The sequence below is a fragment of the Variovorax sp. GW531-E2 genome (genome assembly GCF_059423125.1).
Genome location: NZ_JBWKXQ010000019.1, coordinates 1 through 19,420 on the forward strand (window position 1 = coordinate 1; position 19,420 = coordinate 19,420).

Here is a 19,420-nt window from a genome sequence, read left to right on the forward strand (position 1 = left end):
TCCAAAATCTAGACAGTCTCATGGCATCAATTCAATTGAAATATTTGGTCACCGCATCTTATCGGCAGCACCCATCGATCTATAAAAAAGAAAAAAACGGCATCAATGGAATTGATATTTTTGTTTTCAATGCAGGCCCATTGAGCCACCCCGGCCTTCCAAACACGTTTGGCTATTGAAGACAGGGCGCAGTCGCACTTCGCTTGATCAGACGGCGCCGGCCAATGTGTACGCCCCGCCCCGCGCAGGGACAAGATTTCAATCGACGACCCGACGGCGCGCCGGACTACTTTTGGATGCACCGCGTAACGGCATGCTGTCCTTCGTAGCAAGAGACAAGCAACAGGGGGCAAGCGATGAACAAGACCGAGGCCTTGGCGGCCATGGTGGAAGTGGCACGGATCGGGCGCGGCATGACGCCCGCCGATGCACTCACGCAGTTGGGCGAGCTGATCGCGCAGGAGTCGCCGGACGATCCGGCGCATGACGTGAAGGTCGAGAAGCTGCTGCGCCTCGGCGCCTGCATCTGGTCATTGCGGCGCGGGGTGTTCCTGCCCGAGCCGCCCGGGCGCAGCGACGAAGCGGAGGCTGCGCCGGTGCAGCGACCCCGCGAGATCGCGCCCATCGGCACGGTGCCCGCGCGCGCATCGCACCCTGTCTCGCACCACCCGGTGATCCCGGCCCTGAGCACCTCGGTGCACTACGGGCTCGCGTCGGCCTTCACACCACCCGAAACTCCTCCACCACAAAGGCCGTGATCTCCGCCAGGAAGGTCTTGGCGTGCGCCATGGTGCGCTGGCCTTCGGGCGAAGCAAAGGCGGCGTTCAACGTGTCGGTGTTCTCGAACCACAGCTCCACGATGCCGTCGATCGGCAGCTCGGCGTAGCCGCAGGGCGTGCCCTTCTCGAACTCGCGCGCGACGACCACGTTCTGGCGGTAGCCGGCCACGCCGGGCATGCGGCGCACGTGGTCGGCGTGCACCTTCCATTCGCGGCGGAAGTCTTCTTCCGACTGCGCGACCGGGCGGCGCAGGGTCGAGATGCGCTTGAGCATCGCCGGCCCCGCCGACGATGCGGGCGACGGCGGCGCGATGACCTCGGTCTGCTCGACCGTCACGATGTGCAGCCCGCCCAGGAAGTGCCGCTCGTCCGCGCGGATCTCTGCCGCCAGCTCACCGGTGTTGAAGGCCGCATCGGCCTGCGCTGCCGCATCGAACTGCAGCTGCGAGAAGCCATCGAAGTCCCACGGCCCGCGTGCGAAGTCGATGCCGCGCTGCAGCCGGTCGGTCACGCGGTTCTGGCGGTAGGCGCGCAGCGTGGGCAGTCGCGCGACGAGCGGGCCGTGGCGTTCGCGCCAGTGGCGGCTGAAGGCCTCGTCGGTCCAGCCGGGCTGCTTGCGGATCAGGCCCATGCGCAGGGTCGTGGTCGTGGGGTCGGTCATCGATCGGTCTCCTTGTGGGGTGGCGCGTTCTGCGCTTCGGCGCGCGCACGCGCCAGGCCGGGCGCACGCTTGGCGAGCCACACGCCGTGGCGCACAGGCCAGCGCTGATACTGCGGATCGGCGCCGAGCGCGGCGGCCGCGTGGTGCGGCCAGTAAGGGTCGAACAGGGCTTCGCGGCCGAGCGCGACGAGGTCGGCCTGCCCGGCGGCGAGCACGGCCTCGGCCTGCTGCGCGTCGACGATCATCCCGACGGCCTGCGTGACCACGCCGGCCTCGCGCCGGATGCGTTCAGAGAAGGGCACCTGGAAGCCCAGGCCGCGCGGCACGGGCAGCGCGCGCGTCTCTTCGGTGAGGCCGCCGGACGAGCAATCGATCACGTCGACGCCGCAGCGCTTCAGCTCGCGCGCAAGCACCACCGAGTCGTCGAGACTCCAGCCGTCGAGCGTGCCGTCCACGGCCGAGAGGCGGCAGAACAGCGGCTTGCCGGCGGGCCATGCGGCGCGCACGCGCTGCGCGATTTCCAAGGCGAGCGACATGCGGTTCTCGCGGCTGCCGCCGAGCGCGTCGTCGCGGTGGTTGGCGTTGGGCGACAGGAAGCTCGCCACCAGGTAGCCGTGACCGAAGTGCAGCTCGACCACGTCGAAGCCGGCCTGGTCGGCGCGCACGGTGGCATCGACAAAGCGCTGCACGACCTCGGCCATGTCTGCGGCATCGAGTGCGCGCGGCGCCGACCAGCCGGGGCCGGCCGCGAGCGCGCTGGGGCCCAGGCGCTCCCAGGGCTCGTCGTCGGCCGCCATGCGCGCCGGGTCGATGGCCGCCCCGCCCTCCCACAGCGGCTCGCTGCCGGCCTTGCGGCCCGCGTGCGCCAACTGCACGCCGATGGCGCTGCCTTGCGCGTGGACGAAATCGACCACGGCCTTCAGCGGCGCGATCTGGCTGTCGTTCCACAGGCCGAGGTCGGCGGTGCCGATGCGCCCGCGCGGATCGACGGCGGTGCTCTCGGTGAGGATCAGGCCCGCGCCGCCGAGCGCGAACTTGCCCAGGTGCACCAGGTGCCACGGCGTGGCATGGCCGCGCTCGGCGGCGTGCTGGCACATGGGCGAGATGACGATGCGGTTGGCCAGCGTGAGCTCGCGCAGCTGCAAGGGCTGGAACAGCAGGGGAAGAGAAGAATCAGGCATGTGAAGGAATCAAGGGGCCGGCGCAGCCACCGGCCGCGTGCCGAGCCAGGTGCCGCTCATCACCGCCGCAAAGCCGAACAGGTGCCACCACGTGAGCACTTCGCCCAGCAGCAGCGCCGCGAACAGCACGCCGAACACCGGCACCCAGTAGAGAAAGACGGCCGTGCGCGCCACGCCGATGACGGAGATCGCACGGTTCCAGATGAGGTTGCCCGCGGCGGTGGCCGCGATGCCCGAGAACAGCACCAGCGCCCACGGCCACAGGCCGGGAAAGAGCTGCGCCGTGCCGAGCCGCGACGGCCCGAGCAGGGTGTGCACCACGAGCATGAACGTGCCGATGAGGTAGATGACCCAGCTGATCGACAGCGGATCGATCTGCCGCGCCAGCCGCTGCACGCCCACGCCGCCGACCGCGAAGCTCACCACCGACAGCGCGAGCATCAGGTCGCCGATGCCGGCGCTCGACAGCCCCGCGCCCGGGTGGCTCAGCACCACCGCCGCCACGCCCGCGAAGCCCAGCGCCACGCCCACCATGCGGCGCGCCGTGAAGCGCTCGCCGAAGACCAGCGCGGCCATCAGCGCCGACACCAGCGGGCTCAGCGCCATGATGAGCGCGCCGTTGGTGGCGGTGGAGCGCAGCAGCCCCTGCGCGAACAGGATCTGGTTGCCGTAGACCATGAGGAACGCACAGCCCGCCATCACCGCGAGCTGCCGCGCCGTGAGCCGGGGCACGCCACCGCGCCGCCACAGCACGATGGCGCTGAGCGCGACGCACGCCACGCCCATGCGCAGCGCCGCCAGCGGCAGCGTCTCGAAGGACGCGGTGAGCGCCTTCACGGCCGAGACGTTCACGCCCCACACCAGCATCGCGAGCAGCATCCAGCCCTGCACGGACGCGGGCGTGGCGCCGTGCGAAGGCGCGGGTTGGCTCACCTCAGCTTTCGAGGGCGTTCCACATTTCGATGTCGCGCTCCGCGGTCCAGATGCGCGGATGCACATGGCCGGTGGCTTCGTCGTAGGCACGGGTCACGTCGAAGGGCATGCAGTGGTCGAAGATGACCCAGTGGCCGTAGGTCGGGCGCAGCGCGGCCACGGTTTCCTTGTAGATCACGTTGAGCGACTTGCCCTCGGCCACGCCGTTGTTCACCAGCGTGTAGACGTCGGAGATGAAGGCGCGCGTGGAGGCGATGGCCTTGCGCACGTCGGCGGCGTTTTCCAGCGCGGCGCCGCGACCGGGCACCAGCTTCTCGAAGCCGAAGCCGGCCAGGCGGTCGAGCGTGGTGGGCCAGTCGCGGAAGTAGCAGTCGCCCGCGTAGGCGGTGCTCTGGTACTCGACGAGGTCACCGGCGAAGCAGATCTTCTGGTCTTCGAGGTAGGCGATGGTGTCGCCCTTGGTGTGGCCGCGACCCACCTGCGCGATCTTCACTTCGAGCTTCTTGCCCAGCCACACGCTCATCGTGCCGTCGAAGGTCATGGTGGGCCAGGTGAGGCCAGCGGGCACCGACTCGACGTTGCGGAACAGGCGCGGGAAGCGGCCGATCTCGCTGGCCTTGTCCTGCTCGCCGCGCTCGACGATCAGGTCGTAGGTGTCGCGGCTGGCCAGGATCTGCTCGGCGCCTTCCTTGAAGTACGCCGACGCGCCCAGCACGCGCACCGCGTGGTAGTGGCTCAGCAGCACGTACTTGATGGGCAGCGGCGTGACTTCCCGGATGCGGCGGATCACGTCCTGCGCCATCGCGGGCGTGGCCTGGGTGTCGACCACCATCACGGCCTCGTCGCCGATGAAGACGCCGGTGTTGGGGTCGCCCTCGGCGGTGTAGGCGTAGGCGTTCTCCGAGAGGCGGGTGAACGAGACCTTCTTTTCTTCGAGGTCGGCCTGGCTGGCGAATTTCTTGGTGGTCATGGGAGTTCCTTTGATGTGAGCGGTGAATTCAATGCGTGCCGAGGTACGCGGACTTCACCTTGGGGTTGTCGAGCAGCTCGCGGCCGGAGCCTTCGAGCGTGATGCAGCCGGTTTCGAGCACGTAGGCGCGGTCGGCCACGCCCAGCGCCTGCTTGGCCATCTGTTCCACCAGCAGGATCGTGAGACCCGAGCTGCGCAGCTGGCGGATGGCGTCGAAGATGTCCTTGATGATGAGCGGCGCCAGGCCCAGCGAGGGCTCGTCGAGCAGCAGCAAGCGCGGCTCGCTCATGAGCGCGCGGGCAATCGCGAGCATCTGCTGCTCGCCGCCCGACAGCGTGCCGGACAGTTGATGCGCGCGTTCTTTCAAGCGTGGGAAGCGCGCGAATTCGCGTTCGATGGCGCGTTCCACGAAGGCCTTGTCGCTGCGGCGCGAATAGGCGCCCAGCATCAGGTTCTCGCGCACGGTCTGGTCGGGGAACACGCCGCGCCCCTCGGGCGACAGCGCCACGCCCAGGCCCACGCGCTGGTGCGCGGGCACGTGCGTGCAGTCCTTGCCGTCGATGAGCACGCGGCCTTCGGTCACGGGCTCCAGCCCGACGATGCTCTTGAGCAGCGTGCTCTTGCCGGCGCCGTTGGCGCCGATGATGGTGACGACCTCGCCCGCGCGCACTTCCAGGCTCACGCCCTTGACGGCCTCGATGGCGCCGTACGAGACCTTCACCGATTCGATTTTCAACATGATGGTTTCGGTCCTCTGGCTCAGGCGGGCACGGCGGCCATGTCTTCTTCGTCGTCCACGCCCAGGTAGGCCTCGACCACGCGCGGATTCGACTGCACCTCGGCGGGCTTGCCTTCGGCGATCTTCACGCCGTAGTCGAGCACGATCACGTGGTCGGAGATCGACATCACCAGGTCCATGTGGTGCTCCACCATCAGGATGGACACGCCGCACTTGCCGATGCGCACCAGCAGTTCGCCGAGCTCGGCGGTCTCCTGCGGGTTGAGGCCGGCGGCGGGCTCGTCGAGCAGCAGCAGCTGCGGCTCGGTGGCCAGCGCGCGCGCCAGTTCCACGCGGCGCTGCAGGCCGTAGGGCAGGCTGCCGGCGGGCCAGTGCGCCAGGTGGCCCAGGCCCACGAGGTCGAGCAGCTGCAGCGCGCGGTCGCGCGTGGCGCGCTCCTGCTTTCCGGCCGTGGGCCAGGCCACGAGCGACGACAGGAAGCCGTTGCTCATGCGGCTGTGCCGTCCGAGCATCACGTTGTCGAGCACCGAGAGGTCGGCGAACAAACGCAGGTTCTGGAAGGTGCGGCCCATGCCCAGGCAGCAGATGGTGTGCGCCGGCTGGCCCACGATGTTACGGCCCAGGAAGCGGATCACGCCCGCGTCGGGTTCGACCACGCCGGTGAGCATGTTGATCATGGTGCTCTTGCCGGCACCGTTCGGGCCGATGAGCGCGTGGATGTGGCCGCGCTGCAGGCGGAACGACACGTCCTGCGCTGGCTTCACGCCGCCGTACGACTTGGTCACGCCCTGCACCACCAGCAGCTCGCCTTCGCCGCCGGGACCGATCTGGCCCGGCACGCCGTTGCCGGCCGCCCCTTCGCCGCGGTGGCGCGACTTCAGGAACCACTTGTTGAACAGGCCCACCACGCCGCCCGGCATCACGTACAGCGCGAACAGCAGCAAAAAGCCGTACAGGAAGTGCTGCGCCGAAGGCCAGCGCGCGAGCAGCGCGTCGGTCGCCGTGAGCAGCACCGCGCCCACGATGGGGCCGTACATCGAGCCCGCGCCGCCGAACAGCACCAGCAGCAGGATGAAGATCGACAGGTGGAAGGTGATGAAGTCGGAGTTGATGTACTGGTTCTGCTGCGCCACGAGCGCGCCCGCGATGCCGCAGGTGACGGCCGCGACCACGAAGGCCATGACCTTGGCGCGGTACACGCGCACGCCCACCGACGACGAGGCGATCTCGTCCGCCTGCAGCGACAGCAGCGCGCGGCCGAAGCGGCCCTGCAGCAGGTTGCGCAGCAGCAGGTGCAGCGCGGCGCTGAGCACGATGCCCAGGATCACCCATTGCACGCTGCTCAGCGGCTGGCCGTTCCAGGTCAGCGGGCGGATGCCGTAGATGCCCTGCGCGCCGCCGAACACGTCGGTCCATTCGCCCACGAGCTTCTCGACCACGATGCCGAAGGCCAGCGTGACCATCGCGAGGTACGGGCCCTTCACGCGCAGCGAGGGCAGCGCGATGAGCACGCCGCACACGCCGGAGACAACTGCCGCGATCACCAGCGCGAGCCACGGGCTCAGCTCGGTGCGCGAGGTGATGAGCGCGACCGCGTAGGCGCCGGCCGCGAACAGGCCGGCCTGGCCCAGCGATTTCTGTCCCGCGTAACCGACCAGCACGTTCATGCCGGCGGCACACAGGTAGTAGACGCACATCATGAAGGCGATGCGCAGGTAGTAGTCGTTGCCGGACAGCGAGACCAGGCCGCACAGCACGGCCGCCACCAGCACCACGGCGGCGGGATGGGCGAGGCGCTTCATACCTTCTCCACCGTCGAGCGGCCGAACAGGCCCGTGGGCCGGAAGGCCAGCACCAGGATCACGAGCGCGAACACCGCGACCTCGCGCCACTGCGCCTGCCAGAGGTTCACCATCGACTCGAGCACGCCCAGCAAAAAGCCGCCGATGACGCAGCCGCGCGGGTTGCTCAGGCCGCCGATCATGGCGCCCGAGAAACCCTTGAGCCCCACGGTCAGCCCCATGAAGAGCGAGGCCTGCGCGATGGGTGCGAGCAGGAAGCCCGACAGCCCCGCCAGCGCCGAGCTGACGACGAAGGCGCCGATCATCATGGCGTTGGTGTTGATGCCCATGAGGCTGGCGACGTTGCCGTTCTGCGCCACGGCACGCATGGCCTTGCCGATCATGGTGCGGTTCATCACGCGGTCGAAGCCGATCATCACGACCACGGCCACGCCCAGCGTCAGCAGTTCCTGCGGGCGCACGCCCACACCGAACATGCGGATCACGGTGTCGCCCACGGGCGCGGGTACCACCACGGGCTTCGGGCCCCAGATGGCCAGGCCCACGCTTTGCAGGATCACGCCGAAGCCCAGCGTGCTCATGACCCACGCCATGCCCGGGCGGCCCGCGAACGGGCGCACGCCGAGCACGTAGAGCAGCCAGCCCAAGAGGCCCATCACGCCGAGCGCGGCGACCAGCGCAAACAGCTGCGCGCCCGCGCCGGGCACGGCGTCGCCGAAGGTGGTGGAACTGAGCGGCTTGCCCAGCACGAGGAACAGCGCGCTCATGCCGATGAACGCGCCGGCCGAGACGAACTCGCCGTGCGAGAAGTTCAGCGTCTTGGTCGTCGTGAACGTGATGCTGAATCCGAGGGCCACCAGCGCATAGGCACCGCCGACGGCGAGCCCGCTGATGAGCGCCTGCAGGAGCGCTTCAACCATGGTGTGTATCTCCGTTGCGGAACGAGGCGGTGCCCCGTTCCTTTTGTCTCAGACGTTTATTGCTTGAAGTCGGCCGGCTTGAGCGCGCCGATCAGCGCGTCGCTGTAGGGCAGCAGCTTGCCGTCCTTCCAGCGGATCCAGACCAGGTCCTTGGCCGTCAGGGCTTCGTGGTTGGTCTTGCTGAAAGGCTTCTCGTAGGTCTTGAGAACGCCCTGCACCGGCGTCTTCAGGTCCTCGAGCGCCGCACGCACGGCAGCGCCGTCGGTGCTGTTGGCCTGCTTCATGGCCTGGGCCAGCAGCAGCACCGAGTCGTAGCCGTGCAGCGCGAACGAGAACGAGCCCGGCGCCTTCAGCTTGCTGCCGATGCGGTCGAACAGCTTCTGCTGCACGGGCGTGCGCGTTTCGCTCACGGTGCGCATGAAGATCGGCTTCTCGGCCAGCGCCTTGCCGGCCGCGTCGTAGAAGGTGATGTTGTCGGCCGCCCACGAGGTGAGCGTCAGCGGGAAGTAGTTGATCTTCTCCATGCTGCGCACCAGCTGCGCGATCGGCGTGCCCTGCGCCCACACCACCACGGTGTCGACGTTGGCGGCTTTCATTTTGGAGAGCTGCGAGGTCATGTCGGTGTCGCCAACGCCGAAGCGCTCGGTGGCCGCGATCTTGATGTCCTGCAGCTTGGCGATTTCTTCCATGTCCTTCAGGCCGCCCTGGCCGTAACCGGTGGTCTCGGCCATGAGGCCCACGACCTTGGAGCCGGCCGTGTTGCGCTTCACGTAGGCCATGAGCGCGGCGACCTGCTCGCGGTCGACCATCGAGACGCGGAACATGTAGTTGTCGGCGCCGGCGCTCATGGGCTTGGTGATGTCGGTGCCCGAGCCCACGTTGCCCAGCACCGGAATCTTCTTCTGGTTGGCGATGTGCTTCCAGGCCATGGCGTTGCCCGAGTTGGTGGGGCCGAACACGGCGACGACCTTCTCGTTGTCGACCAGGTCGCTCATGTTCTGGATCGACTTCGGCGGCGCCGAGACGTCGTCGCGCGTGACCAGCGTGAACTTCCGTCCGAGCGCGCCGCCGGCGGCGTTCAGGTCGGCAATGGCTGCTTCCATGCCCAGCACCGCGGCCTGGCCGCTCTGCGCCGAGGGCGACGCCGAGAGGTCGCCGTTGTAGCCGAGCTTGATGTCTTGCGCGTAGGCGCCTGCCGAGAACGCAGCGAAGGCGGCGGTCGCGAGCAGGGTCTTGTACAGACGGATCGTTTTCATTCTTTGTCTCCTAAGGGTTGACGGACGGGGAACGGGAAATCGAAAAGGAAGAGGCGTGGCTCAGACGGCGAGGAAGCCGCCGTCCACCGGCAGCGTGATGCCGGTGACGTAGCGCGACATGTCGCTGGCCAGGAAGATCACCGGGCCCACCAGGTCTTCGGTCTGGCCGACGCGGCCCAGCGGGATGCGCGTCATGAACGACTCGAGGCGCTGCGGGTTCTCTCGCGTGGCGGCGGTCATGGGCGTCTCGATCACGCCGGGGGCCAGTGCGTTCACGCGCACGCCGGCCGGTGCGAGCTCCTGCGCCAGCGACTGCGTCAGCATCTTGATGGCGCCCTTCGAGGGCGAGTAGCCCAGGCTCGCGGCCTGCCCCGCGTAGGCGGCGATGGAGGCGATGTTGATGATCGAGCCCTTCGTCTGCTTGAGCACGGGGATGAAGGCCAGCGTGGTGTTGAAGGTGCCGTGCACGTTCACGTCGATGGTCTTCTTCCAGTTGGCTGCGGCGTTCGGGCTGCTGGTGGTCTCGCGGATGATGATGCCGGCGTTGTTCACCAGCAGGTCGACGTTGCCGACCTCTTGCGCCACGCGCGCCGCCAGCGCCTGGCAGGCCTCGGGCGCGGTGACGTCGAGCACGAACGACCAGGCCTCGCCGCCTTCATTGCGCACCAGCTGCGCGGTCTCGGCCACGGTGGCTTCGTTCATGTCGGTGACGACGACGCGCGCGCCCGCCTGGGCCAGGCCGAGCGCGAGCGCGCGGCCGTTGCCCTGGCCGGCGCCGGTGATCAGCGCGAGGCGGCCTTCGAGCAGGCGCGGTGCGACGTGAGGAGGAAAGGGCATGGTCGGCTCCTTGGGTTGACTATCGGAACGGGGTCAGGCGCCGCGCGGCACGGCCACGGCTTCGCGCTGTTCGACGTGCAGGGGCACAGCCACTTCGGCCTGCGCGACCTGCAGGCCCGCGACGTAGCCGAAGGTGAGCGCCGGGCCGAGCGTGATGCCCGCGCCGGGGTAGTTGCCGCCCATCACGCTGGCCGCGTCGTTGCCGACGGCGTACAGGCCCTTGATCGGCTGGCGGTCGGCGTCGAGCACGCGGGTCTTCTCGTCGGTGACGAGGCCGGCAAAAGTGCCGATGTCGCCGATGACCAGCTTGATGGCGTAGTACGGGCCGTTTTCCAGCGGCGCCACGCAGGGGTTCGGCGTGACGTTGGCGTCGCCCTGGTAGCGGTTGTAGGCCTTGCTGCCCTTGCCGAAGGCGGGGTCGTCGCCGGTGCGCGCGCCCTGGTTGAACTCCTGCACGGTGGCTTCGAGCGCGGCCGGGGCGATGCCGATTTCCTTGGCCAGCTCGCCGATGCTCGCGCCGCGCTTGAGGTAGCCGGTCTTCAGGTGGCGGCCGATGGGCAGCGGCGCGGGCGCGACGCAGCCCAGGCCGTAGTCGCGCAGCGCCTTGTGGTCGCACAGCAACCAGGCCGTGACCTCGGGCTCGCCCTCGCAGGCCTTGACCATCGCCTGCACGAAGTCGTGGTACGAGTTGCCTTCGTTGGCGAAGCGCTTGCCCTTGGGCGTGACCGCGATCACGCCCGGCTTGGCGCGGTCGATGAAGTGCGGCATGACGCCCTTGCTGCCGTCGGGGCGCGTGGTGACCGAGGCCGGCACCCAGGCCGCCGCGTGCGGGATGGTGCCGTCGACGCGGCCGCCCACGGCTTCGGCCAGGCGCAGGCCGTCGCCGGTGTTCGTGGAAGGCGACGGCGAGTAATGCTCCTTGCCGGTGGGTGCGTGCGGGAACAGTTGCTTGCGGCGCTCCACGTCGTACGGGAAACCGCCGCAGGCCAGCACCACGCCACGTTTGGCGGTGATGCGCACCGTCTTGCCTTCGTGCTGCACCACGGCGCCCGAGACGCCGTCGTACTCAACGATGAGCTTCTTCACGGGCGACGAAAGCCACACGGGAATGTCCAGGTCCATCGCGGCCTTGGCCAAGCGGCCGGCCAGCGCGTTGCCGTTGGTCAGCGTCATGCCGCGGCCGTGGCGCACCACGTCCAGGAAGTGGCGGGTCAGGCGCTTGGTCACGTACCAGAACGAGGTCGGCGACTTGAAGGCCCGCATGAAGTGTTTGATCTCGGGGCCCGAGCCCAACATCATCCCGAACACCGTGAGTTCGGGCAGCGGCGGCGCCAGGTGCTTGATGCGCGCGCCGAGCTCGCGGCCGTCGAACGGGCGCGTGACCATCGAGCGCCCGCCGGGCTGGCCGCCGGGCGCTTCGGCGTGGTAGTCGGGGAAGACGGCCGGCATGTCGAACTGCACGCAGGTCTGGCGCGTGAAGAAGTCGATGGCCTTGGGGCCCATGTCGAGGAAGGCGCCCACGCGCGCCGCGTCGAAGTGCGTCGTGGTCTCGTGCTTCATGTAGTCGAGCGCCGCGCCGGGCGGCTCATGGATGCCCTGCTCCGTGGCCAGGCGCGTGCCCGGAATCCACAGCCAGCCGCCCGAGCGCGCGGTGGTGCCGCCGAAGCGCGGCTCTTTCTCGACCACCAGCACCTTCAAACCCTGCGACGCCGCCGTGACGGCGGTGGCCATGCCCGATGCGCCGCTGCCGACGACGAGGACATCGCATTCCCACGTGTTCTGTTCCATCTCTGCCTCTGTTCGCTCTCGTGTTGTGTGTACGACTTAAGTTGCGGCGGAGTGTAGGCATCGATGTTGATATGGTCAAGTCGTTTAGTTACTATCAGATGATCAGTCATCGTCGATTGAACACGACAATATCAGTAGAAACCCTGATGGCTATACTCGCTCCCACTCTCAACCCCCACGCCGGGCGCCCCATGGAAAAGCCAAGACGTGGCATTCAATCCGTCGAAATCGGAACGCAATTGCTGGTCGCGCTTGGCCGGCACGTGGCGCCCATGGCGCTGCGCGATCTCGGCAAGGCCGCCGGCGTGCCGGTCGGCAAGGCGCACCCCTACCTGGTGAGTTTTCTGAAGGTCGGCTTCGTGGTGCAGGACGGCACCGGCCGCTACGAGCTGGGCCCGCTGGCCCTGCAACTGGGCCTGGCCAAGCTGCAGCGGCTCGACCCGATCAAGGAAGCCTCGCCGCTCATCGAGGCGCTCGCGTCCGAGACCGAACAGAGCATCGCGGTCGCGGTCTGGGGCAACTTCGGGCCGACCGTGGTGCGGCTGGAAGAACCGATCCACCCGCTGCACGTGAACCTGCGCACCGGCACCGTGATGTCGCTGGCCTACACGGCCACGGGCCGGCTGTTCGCGGCCTACCTGCCGCCGAAGGTGGTGGAAAAGATGATGCTCGAAGACCTGGCGCGCACGCGCCCGGCCGACGGGCGCGGCGCCAGCGAAGAGCTGTCGAAGTCGCAGATCGAGGCGCTCCTGGTCGAGACGCGGCTGCACGGCATCTCGCGCACGCTGGGCCAGCCGATTCCGGGCATCGACGCCTTCTGCGCGCCGGTGTTCGACTCGACCAACAACCTGGTGCTGGGCATCACGGCCATGGGCCCCGAGGCCACCTTCGACAGCGACTGGAACGGCCGCGTGGCCGTGCCGCTGAAGGCCTGCGCACTCGAAATCTCGCGCCGCCTGGGCTTCGTGCCCACCGACGAAGCGGGCTGAACCGCCGGCCCGTGCCGTGTAGGCAGGCGCTCACGCGCTTGGTTTGCCTTATCCCGCACGCGCGGGCCGCAGACGCGGCCACCGTAGAGGCCTACCTACCTCACGGAGACCGGTCATGAAAAGCATCATCCTTTGGCTCTGCGGCGTCCCGCTGATCGTGATCATCGGGCTGAAGGTGTTCGGCATTCTCTGACCGGCCACGAGTCACGACGAACGATCCCGCTTCCTCCTCACGGCGCTTCTTGCGTCGTTACAGCGCCCCTCCCGGGGCGCTTTTTTTGCGGATCGATCCGCTCAGTGCCGCTCAGTGGGTATCGCGGCGCAGCTGCTGCACGTCTTCATGCAGCGAATGCGCCCAGCTGCGGCGTTCGCGGCTGTACGAAGGCTGCGGCTCGCCGAAGCGCACGATGGCCAAGAGCGGCGGCGCGCGCAGCGTGTTCCACACCGAGGCCAGCAGGCTGTCGTCGTCGATGTAGCGCGGCGCCTGGCTGGTTTCGCCGGTGGCGGCGTCGGCAAAGCGCAGCGCGGCCGGGATCACCGGCGCGCCCGAGGAAATCGCGGCCTGCAGCAGGTTGGCGTGGAACGGCAGCAGCCCGCGCCCGTCGCTCGTGGTGCCTTCGGGGAACACGCCGATCAGGTCGCCGCCGCGCAGCGCCTCGGTCATGTGGTGCACCACGCGCATGGCGTCGCGCCGGCGTTCGCGCTCGATGTAGAGCGTGCCCGAGCCGGTGGACAGCGTGCCGATCACCGGCCACTGCTTGACGTCCGACTTCGACACGAAGCGCACATGGCGCGCCGCATGGATGGCGGTGATATCGAGCCATGAGAGGTGGTTGCAGATGAGCAGCGCCGGCCCGTGCGCGGGCGGCTCGCCCTGCACGCGCAGCGTGACGCCCATGATCTGCAGCATGCGCGCCGACCAGGCCTGCACGCGCGCGTTGCGCTCGTCCTGCGGCAGGCGGGGGAAGGTGAAGCGGATCGTCCACCAGCCCGACAGCGCATGCGAGGCCGCATGCAGCAGGCGCCAGCCGGCCTTCAACGAGTGCAGCATCTGGACGCGGGCCCTCTTCTTCTTTTTGACGGCGTGCCGTGTGGCGGGCGGCTGTCGCTCAGCCGTGCACGACGCGACCGGCCACCAGCGTGTGGCGCGCGCGCCCCTGCATCGGGTAGCTGGAGAACGGCGTGTGCTTGCCCTGGCTGCGCAGCGCCTCGGGCACCACCTGCCATTCGAGCGACGGATCGGCGATGCACAGGTCGGCCACGCCGCCCTCGGCGATGCGGCCGATGCCGCTGGCCGCGTCGGCCGCGTTCAGCAGGCGCGCCGGCGCCGAGGTGACCACCTCGATGGCGCGCGCCAGGCCCGCGCCGCTGCGCTCGCCCCACTGCAGCGCGAGCGGCAGCAGCAGTTCGAGGCCGGTGGCGCCGGGTTCGGCTTCGGCAAAAGGCAGCGTCTTGGCGTCGGCCTCGACCGGCGTGTGGTCGGACACCAGCGCGTCGATGGTGCCGTCGGCCAACGCGGCCGAGAGCGCGTCGCGGTCGCCCTGCTGGCGCAGCGGCGGGTTCAAGCGCGCGCGGCTGTCGAAGAAGCCGATGTCGGTGTCGGCCAGGTGCAGCGAGTTGATGCTGACGTCGCAGGTGATCGGCAGGCCCTGCGCCTTGGCCTCGCGCACCAGCGCCACGCCGCGGGCGCTGGAAATGCGGCACAGGTGCACGCGCGCGCCGGTGCTCTTCATGAGCTCGATGATGGTGAAGATGGCGATCGTCTCGGCCGCCACCGGCACGCCGCCCAGGCCCAGCCGCGTGGCGAGCGCGCCGCTGGCGGCCACGCCCTTACCGAGGTCGCGGTCCTGCGGGCGCAGCCACACGGTGTAGCCGAAGGTGCTGGCGTACGACAGCGCGCGCTGCAGCACCTGCGTGTCGGCCAGCGGCACGTCGGCCTGGCCGAAGCCGATGCAGCCGGCCTCGGTGAGTTCGGCCATCTCGGTGAGCACGCCGCCGGCGAGGTTGCGCGTAAGCGCGCCGAGCGGGAACAGGCGCGCGCACTGCAGTTTTTCGGCGCGGAACTTGAGCATCTCGACCAGGCCGGGCTCGTCGAGCACGGGGTCGGTGTCGGGCGGGCACACGAGGCTGGTCACGCCGCCCGCGATGGCCGCGGCCATTTCGCTTTCGAGCATGCCTTCATGCTCGTAGCCCGGCTCGCGCAGGCGCGCGGCGAGGTCGACGAGGCCGGGGGTGACGATGCAGCCCGTGGCGTCGAGGGTGCGCTCGGGCTTGAAGCCGGTCGGTGCGCGCCCGATGCCGGCGATCTTGCCGTCGGCGATGGCGATGTCGGTGGGCTTGTCGGTGCCCGAGGCGGGGTCGACTACACGGCCGTTGGTGATGAGGATGTTCATGCGTCTGTACTTCCGGTGGCAGTCAGGGCCTTTTCGGGAAACACCGTGGAACCGGCTTTGCCGGGCCACTGGTGTTGCCCCCGGTAGGGGGTTGGCGAAGCGACACGAAGTGCGCGAAGACTGGGGGCGAGCAACATGTCTATGCTTCGTTACCTGCCACGATGCTCATCACGGCCATGCGGACCGCGATGCCGAAAGTGACCTGCGGGAGGATCACGCTCTGCTTGCCGTCGACCACGGCGGAGTCGATCTCCACGCCGCGATTGATCGGGCCCGGGTGCATCACGATGGCGTCGGGCTTGGCCAGCTGCAGCTTTTCCTGCGTGAGGCCGAAGGTCTTGAAGAACTCCTGCGACGAGGGCAGCAGCGCGCCGCTCATGCGCTCGTTCTGCAGGCGCAGCATGATGACGACGTCGCAGTCCTTGATGCCTTCTTCGAGCGTGTGGCACACGCGCACGCCCATGCCGGCCATGTCGGCGGGCACCAGCGTCTTGGGGCCGACCACGCGCACTTCGGCGCAGCCGAGCGTGGTGAGCGCATGGATGTCGGAGCGCGCCACGCGCGAGTGCAGCACGTCGCCGACGATCGCGACCGTGAGGTTCGAGAAGTCTTTCTTGTAGTGGCGGATCGTGTACATATCGAGCAGCCCCTGCGTCGGGTGCGCGTGGCGGCCGTCGCCGGCGTTCACCACGTGCACGTGCGGCGCGACGTGCTGCGCGATCAGGTAGGGCGCGCCCGACTCGCTGTGGCGCACCACGAACAGGTCGGCGGCCATGGCGCTCAGGTTGGCGATGGTGTCCAGCAGCGACTCGCCCTTGGTGGCCGAGGAGCGCGCGATGTCCAGGTTGATGACGTCGGCGCTCAGGCGCTTGGCCGCGATCTCGAAGGTGGTGCGCGTGCGCGTGCTGTTCTCGAAGAACAGGTTGAACACGCTCTTGCCGCGCAGCAGCGGCACCTTCTTCACCTCGCGGTCGCTCACGCTGGTGAAGTTGGCGGCCGTGTCGAGGATGTGCGTGACGATGTCCTTGGGCAAGCCCTCGATCGACAGCAGGTGGATCAGCTCGCCGTTCTTGTTGAGCTGCGGATTTCGCTTGTAGAGCATTACGTGTTGTCCTCCACCTTGAGGCTGAAGGCGCCGTCATCGGCGCGCGCGAGGGCGAGCAGCTGGGTGTCGGGCAGCTTGAGCGTCGTTGCCGCGAAGTCGGCTGCGACGGGCAGTTCGCGGCCACCGCGATCCACCAGCACGGCAAGGCGCACGCAGGCGGGGCGGCCGAAGTCGAACAGCTCGTTGAGCACGGCGCGGATGGTGCGGCCGGTGTAGAGGACGTCGTCGAGCAGCAGCACGTCGGCGCCGTTCACGTCGAAGGGCAGCGCGGTCTGCGCACTGGCCGAGAGGCCGCGGCGCGCGAAGTCGTCGCGGTGCATGGCCGACGAGATGATGCCGGGGGCGCCGGCCAGGCCCAGGTCTTTTTGCAGGCGCTCGACCAGCCAGGCGCCGCCGGAGGTGATGCCCACCAGTTTCGTCTCGGGGCGCATCAGCGCCTTCACGCCGGACAGCAGCGTCGTGTAGAGCGCTTCGGCATCGGGGATTGAACTCACGGGAGACTCCTCAAAAACTGTTCCAGGATGATGCAGGCGGAGGCGGCGTCGGCGTCGCGGGCGCCGGACGACAAGGCCTCGGTGGTGCTGTAGCGCTCGTCCACCTCGAACACCTGGAGATTGAAACGGCCGCGCAGCTGGCGCGCGAACTTCTGGGCGCGGCGGGTGTTCTCGTGCGGGGCGCCGTCGGGGTGGTAGGGCACGCCGACCACCAGCGCGTCGGGCTGCCATTCCTTGATGCGCGCCTCGACCTGCGCAAAGCGGGCGTCGGCGCCCTCGGCCTTGATGGTGGCCTGCGGGGTCGCCGTGCGCAGCAGCCGGTTGCCGCTGGCCACGCCGGTGCGCTTGGCGCCGAAGTCGAAGGCCAGGAAGCTCTGGAAATGCGCAGGAACGGCGGCGGGAGCGGAAACGGAAGCAGGGGCGGATGCGGGCGCGTCGGACATGACGTCGCTCATGCGTGGCCCGCGTCGGGGGACAGCGTCCAGGCCTCGAGCCCCAGCAGCATCAACGCCTTGTCGTAGCGCTTTTCCACCGGCGTATCGAAGATCACGGCCGGGTCGGCCAGCACGGTGAGCCAGCTGTTCTCGGCCAGTTCGGACTCCAGCTGGCCCTCGCCCCAGGCCGAATAGCCCAGCGAGACCAGCACCTTGCGCGGGCCGGCGCCGGTGGCCAGGGCCTCCAGCACGTCCTTGGAGGTGGTCATTTCGAGCCCGCCGGGGATGGTCATGGTCGAGGCGTAGACCGATTCCTCGGGTTTCTCGGCCTGGGTGAACACCGGCTCGTGCAGCACGAAGCCGCGCTCGGTCTGCACCGGGCCGCCCTGGAAAACGGGGGCGTCGCCCAGCTCGGGGCGGGCCAGGTGCAGCTCGATCTTCTCGAACAGCACCTTGAGGTTGATGTCGCTGGGTTTGTTGATCACCAGCCCGAGCGCACCGCGCTCGCTGTGTTCGCAGAGGTAAACGACGCTGCGGTTGAAAGTTTTGTCTTCCATCCCCGGCATCGCGATCAGAAAGTGATGCGTCAGGTTCATCGGGGCAGAATCGGCAGCCATATGCCCCCGATTTTACTGGCCGTCGACAAGACCTATCCCAAAGGGCTCATGTGGTTTCGCCGGGACCTCCGGGTGGACGACAACGCAGCGCTGTACCGGGCGCTGCGGGCCTGCCGGCAGGTGGTGTGCGTTTTCGTGTTCGACCGGGCGATCCTGGACGCCCTGCCCCGCGCGGACCGGCGGGTCGAATTCATCCGCGAATCGCTGGTGGAGCTCGAAGCCGAGCTGCGCGGCCTGGGCAGCGGGCTGATCGTGCGGCACGCGGTGGCCGCCGAGGAGATCCCGGCGCTGGCCCACACGCTCGACGTGCAGGCGGTGTTCGCCAACCGCGACGACGAACCCGACGCCCTGGCGCGTGACGCCCGCGTGCTCGGCGCGCTGGCCAATACGGGCATCAGCTTCCACACCTTCAAGGACAGCACGGTCTTCGACCGCGACGAGGTCATGACCAAGGCCGGCCTGCCCTACACGGTGTTCACGCCGTACAAGCGGGCCTGGCTGGCGAAGGTGGATTCGTTCTTCCTGAAGTCGTACCCCGTGCGCAGCCACGCCGACGCGCTCGCCCCGCCACCGCCGGCCCTGAACGGGCCGGTGCCCACGCTGGGCGAGATCGGCTTTGAAAGCACCAACCTCCAGACGCTGGAGATTCCCACCGGCACGCGCGGCGCGGGCGCGCTGTTCGAAGACTTTTTCGAGCGCATCGACCGCTACGACGAGGCACGCAACTTCCCGGCCGTGCGCGGGCCCAGCTACATGGGCGTGCACCTGCGCTTCGGCACCGTGTCGATCCGCCAACTGGCCAGCGTGGCGCACCAGCTGGCGTTGCAGGGCAACACCGGGGCCGCGACCTGGCTCAGCGAGCTGGTCTGGCGCGACTTCTACTTTCAGATCCTGGCGCACTTTCCGCACGTGCATGCGAACGGCGAATCGAAGAGCTTCCGCCCCGAATACGACAAGATCCAGTGGCACCACGGCAAGCACGCCGACCAGCTGTTCGACGCCTGGTGCGAAGGCCGCACCGGCTACCCGCTGGTCGATGCGGCGATGCTGCAGATCCGCCAGAGCGGCTACATGCACAACCGGCTGCGCATGGTGGTGGCGAGCTTCCTGTGCAAGGACCTGGGGCTGGACTGGCGGCGCGGCGAGCGCTACTTCGCGCTGCACCTGAACGACTTCGAGCTGGCCTCGAACAACGGCGGCTGGCAATGGGCCAGCTCGACCGGCTGCGACGCCCAGCCCTACTTCCGCATCTTCAACCCCGTGACGCAGAGCGAACGCTTCGACCCCGAAGGCAAGTTCATCCGCCGCTACCTGCCGCAGCTCGCGGGCCTGTCGAACGTGGCGATCCATGCGCCGTGGATGGCCTCGCCAGTCGAGCTGGAGGCAGCGGGCGTCAGGCTGGGCGAGAACTACCCGAAGCCGGTGGTGGACCACGCCGAGGCGCGGGAGAAGACGATGCAGCGCTATGCGGCGGCGCGGGCCAAGGCCCTGCAAAAGCCGTAACCCAAGAGAAAAGGGCCCC

The 19,420-nt window shown here is 68.6% G+C and carries 19 protein-coding genes; 3 read left to right on the forward strand and 16 right to left on the reverse strand.

From position 1 onward, the window contains the following. Positions 1-356 precede the first annotated feature (356 nt). On the forward strand, positions 357-758 hold the full coding sequence (locus AC07XP_RS13515) for a hypothetical protein (protein ID WP_447747098.1): 402 nt from the start codon (positions 357-359) through the stop codon (positions 756-758). Here AC07XP_RS13515 and AC07XP_RS13520 read toward each other — a convergent pair. The 10 genes from AC07XP_RS13520 to AC07XP_RS13565 are packed head-to-tail and all read right to left on the reverse strand — an operon-like array spanning position 721 to position 11,866. After that, positions 721-1,440: an EthD domain-containing protein gene (locus AC07XP_RS13520; protein WP_307637992.1), complete on the reverse strand. Its 720-nt coding sequence runs from the start codon at positions 1,438-1,440 to the stop codon at positions 721-723. The genes AC07XP_RS13515 and AC07XP_RS13520 overlap by 38 nt on opposite strands. After that, complete coding sequence (locus tag AC07XP_RS13525) at positions 1,437-2,621, reverse strand: NADH:flavin oxidoreductase/NADH oxidase (protein ID WP_495264952.1); 1,185 nt, start codon at positions 2,619-2,621, stop codon at positions 1,437-1,439. Before AC07XP_RS13525 ends, AC07XP_RS13520 begins: the two co-directional genes overlap by 4 nt. A 9-nt stretch (positions 2,622-2,630) precedes the next feature. Next, positions 2,631-3,554 carry a DMT family transporter gene (locus AC07XP_RS13530; RefSeq protein WP_495264953.1) on the reverse strand — a complete coding sequence of 308 codons (924 nt, stop codon included), beginning with the start codon at positions 3,552-3,554 and terminating at the stop codon, positions 2,631-2,633. A 1-nt stretch (position 3,555) separates the two neighbouring features. After that, positions 3,556-4,524 carry an MBL fold metallo-hydrolase gene (locus AC07XP_RS13535; protein ID WP_095746773.1) on the reverse strand — a complete coding sequence of 323 codons (969 nt, stop codon included), beginning with the start codon at positions 4,522-4,524 and terminating at the stop codon, positions 3,556-3,558. A 28-nt stretch (positions 4,525-4,552) separates the two neighbouring features. Next, on the reverse strand, positions 4,553-5,263 hold the full coding sequence (locus tag AC07XP_RS13540) for an ABC transporter ATP-binding protein (protein ID WP_495264954.1): 711 nt from the start codon (positions 5,261-5,263) through the stop codon (positions 4,553-4,555). A 20-nt stretch (positions 5,264-5,283) separates the two neighbouring features. Continuing rightward, on the reverse strand, positions 5,284-7,065 hold the full coding sequence (locus AC07XP_RS13545) for a branched-chain amino acid ABC transporter ATP-binding protein/permease (RefSeq protein ID WP_099792889.1): 1,782 nt from the start codon (positions 7,063-7,065) through the stop codon (positions 5,284-5,286). Next, entirely contained in the window at positions 7,062-7,985 is a 924-nt protein-coding gene (locus AC07XP_RS13550; RefSeq protein ID WP_062469725.1) for a branched-chain amino acid ABC transporter permease, read from the reverse strand. The genes AC07XP_RS13545 and AC07XP_RS13550 overlap by 4 nt, the downstream gene beginning before the upstream one ends. 56 nt (positions 7,986-8,041) lie before the next feature. Beyond that, positions 8,042-9,241 carry an ABC transporter substrate-binding protein gene (locus AC07XP_RS13555; protein WP_062469728.1) on the reverse strand — a complete coding sequence of 400 codons (1,200 nt, stop codon included), beginning with the start codon at positions 9,239-9,241 and terminating at the stop codon, positions 8,042-8,044. Positions 9,242-9,301: 60 nt separating this feature from the next. Further along, positions 9,302-10,078 (reverse strand): SDR family NAD(P)-dependent oxidoreductase, encoded by a 777-nt coding sequence (locus AC07XP_RS13560; RefSeq protein ID WP_095948047.1) that lies wholly within the window; start codon positions 10,076-10,078, stop codon positions 9,302-9,304. A 33-nt stretch (positions 10,079-10,111) separates the two neighbouring features. Then, complete coding sequence (locus tag AC07XP_RS13565) at positions 10,112-11,866, reverse strand: FAD-dependent oxidoreductase (RefSeq protein ID WP_495264955.1); 1,755 nt, start codon at positions 11,864-11,866, stop codon at positions 10,112-10,114. A 191-nt stretch (positions 11,867-12,057) separates the two neighbouring features. Here AC07XP_RS13565 and AC07XP_RS13570 point away from each other — a divergent pair, with 191 nt between their 5' ends. Continuing rightward, a complete protein-coding gene (locus AC07XP_RS13570; protein WP_070062752.1) occupies positions 12,058-12,855 on the forward strand; it encodes an IclR family transcriptional regulator in 798 nt (265 codons plus the stop codon). Between the two features lie 304 nt (positions 12,856-13,159). Here the strand turns inward: AC07XP_RS13570 and AC07XP_RS13575 are convergent, their stop codons facing one another. From AC07XP_RS13575 to AC07XP_RS13600, 6 genes are all read right to left on the reverse strand, one after another. After that, positions 13,160-13,906, reverse strand: a complete 747-nt coding sequence (locus tag AC07XP_RS13575) for a lysophospholipid acyltransferase family protein (RefSeq protein WP_493195740.1) — start codon at positions 13,904-13,906, stop codon at positions 13,160-13,162. Positions 13,907-13,964: 58 nt separating this feature from the next. Then, complete coding sequence (locus tag AC07XP_RS13580; protein ID WP_495264956.1) at positions 13,965-15,248, reverse strand: dihydroorotase; 1,284 nt, start codon at positions 15,246-15,248, stop codon at positions 13,965-13,967. 139 nt (positions 15,249-15,387) lie between these two features. Next, positions 15,388-16,350, reverse strand: coding sequence for an aspartate carbamoyltransferase catalytic subunit (locus tag AC07XP_RS13585; RefSeq protein WP_056577783.1), 963 nt, complete (start codon positions 16,348-16,350; stop codon positions 15,388-15,390). Next, a complete protein-coding gene (gene pyrR, locus AC07XP_RS13590) occupies positions 16,350-16,847 on the reverse strand; it encodes a bifunctional pyr operon transcriptional regulator/uracil phosphoribosyltransferase PyrR (protein ID WP_495264957.1) in 498 nt (165 codons plus the stop codon). Before pyrR ends, AC07XP_RS13585 begins: the two co-directional genes overlap by 1 nt. Beyond that, entirely contained in the window at positions 16,844-17,302 is a 459-nt protein-coding gene (ruvX, locus tag AC07XP_RS13595; RefSeq protein WP_495264958.1) for a Holliday junction resolvase RuvX, read from the reverse strand. The genes pyrR and ruvX overlap by 4 nt, the downstream gene beginning before the upstream one ends. Further along, positions 17,299-17,898 carry a YqgE/AlgH family protein gene (locus tag AC07XP_RS13600; protein ID WP_095948042.1) on the reverse strand — a complete coding sequence of 200 codons (600 nt, stop codon included), beginning with the start codon at positions 17,896-17,898 and terminating at the stop codon, positions 17,299-17,301. Before AC07XP_RS13600 ends, ruvX begins: the two co-directional genes overlap by 4 nt. Between AC07XP_RS13600 and AC07XP_RS13605 the strand changes: the two genes are divergently transcribed. Then, positions 17,899-19,401 carry a cryptochrome/photolyase family protein gene (locus tag AC07XP_RS13605; protein WP_495264959.1) on the forward strand — a complete coding sequence of 501 codons (1,503 nt, stop codon included), beginning with the start codon at positions 17,899-17,901 and terminating at the stop codon, positions 19,399-19,401. Positions 19,402-19,420: the final 19 nt, after the last annotated feature.

Bases quoted from the DNA above. Each gene is read 5' to 3' on its own strand.
- AC07XP_RS13550 (WP_062469725.1), bottom strand. From the start codon at position 7,985: ATGGTTGAAGCGCTCCTGCAGGCGCTCATCAGCGGGCTCGCCGTCGGC.
- AC07XP_RS13600 (WP_095948042.1), bottom strand. From the start codon at position 17,898: ATGGCTGCCGATTCTGCCCCGATGAACCTGACGCATCACTTTCTGATC.
- AC07XP_RS13540 (WP_495264954.1), bottom strand. From the start codon at position 5,263: ATGTTGAAAATCGAATCGGTGAAGGTCTCGTACGGCGCCATCGAGGCC.
- AC07XP_RS13560 (WP_095948047.1), bottom strand. From the start codon at position 10,078: ATGCCCTTTCCTCCTCACGTCGCACCGCGCCTGCTCGAAGGCCGCCTC.
- AC07XP_RS13575 (WP_493195740.1), bottom strand. From the start codon at position 13,906: ATGCTGCACTCGTTGAAGGCCGGCTGGCGCCTGCTGCATGCGGCCTCG.
- AC07XP_RS13605 (WP_495264959.1), top strand. From the start codon at position 17,899: ATGCCCCCGATTTTACTGGCCGTCGACAAGACCTATCCCAAAGGGCTC.
- AC07XP_RS13545 (WP_099792889.1), bottom strand. From the start codon at position 7,065: ATGAAGCGCCTCGCCCATCCCGCCGCCGTGGTGCTGGTGGCGGCCGTG.
- ruvX (WP_495264958.1), bottom strand. From the start codon at position 17,302: ATGAGCGACGTCATGTCCGACGCGCCCGCATCCGCCCCTGCTTCCGTT.
- AC07XP_RS13570 (WP_070062752.1), top strand. From the start codon at position 12,058: ATGGAAAAGCCAAGACGTGGCATTCAATCCGTCGAAATCGGAACGCAA.
- AC07XP_RS13555 (WP_062469728.1), bottom strand. From the start codon at position 9,241: ATGAAAACGATCCGTCTGTACAAGACCCTGCTCGCGACCGCCGCCTTC.
- AC07XP_RS13525 (WP_495264952.1), bottom strand. From the start codon at position 2,621: ATGCCTGATTCTTCTCTTCCCCTGCTGTTCCAGCCCTTGCAGCTGCGC.
- AC07XP_RS13580 (WP_495264956.1), bottom strand. From the start codon at position 15,248: ATGAACATCCTCATCACCAACGGCCGTGTAGTCGACCCCGCCTCGGGC.
- AC07XP_RS13565 (WP_495264955.1), bottom strand. From the start codon at position 11,866: ATGGAACAGAACACGTGGGAATGCGATGTCCTCGTCGTCGGCAGCGGC.
- AC07XP_RS13535 (WP_095746773.1), bottom strand. From the start codon at position 4,524: ATGACCACCAAGAAATTCGCCAGCCAGGCCGACCTCGAAGAAAAGAAG.
- AC07XP_RS13515 (WP_447747098.1), top strand. From the start codon at position 357: ATGAACAAGACCGAGGCCTTGGCGGCCATGGTGGAAGTGGCACGGATC.
- AC07XP_RS13585 (WP_056577783.1), bottom strand. From the start codon at position 16,350: ATGCTCTACAAGCGAAATCCGCAGCTCAACAAGAACGGCGAGCTGATC.
- AC07XP_RS13520 (WP_307637992.1), bottom strand. From the start codon at position 1,440: ATGACCGACCCCACGACCACGACCCTGCGCATGGGCCTGATCCGCAAG.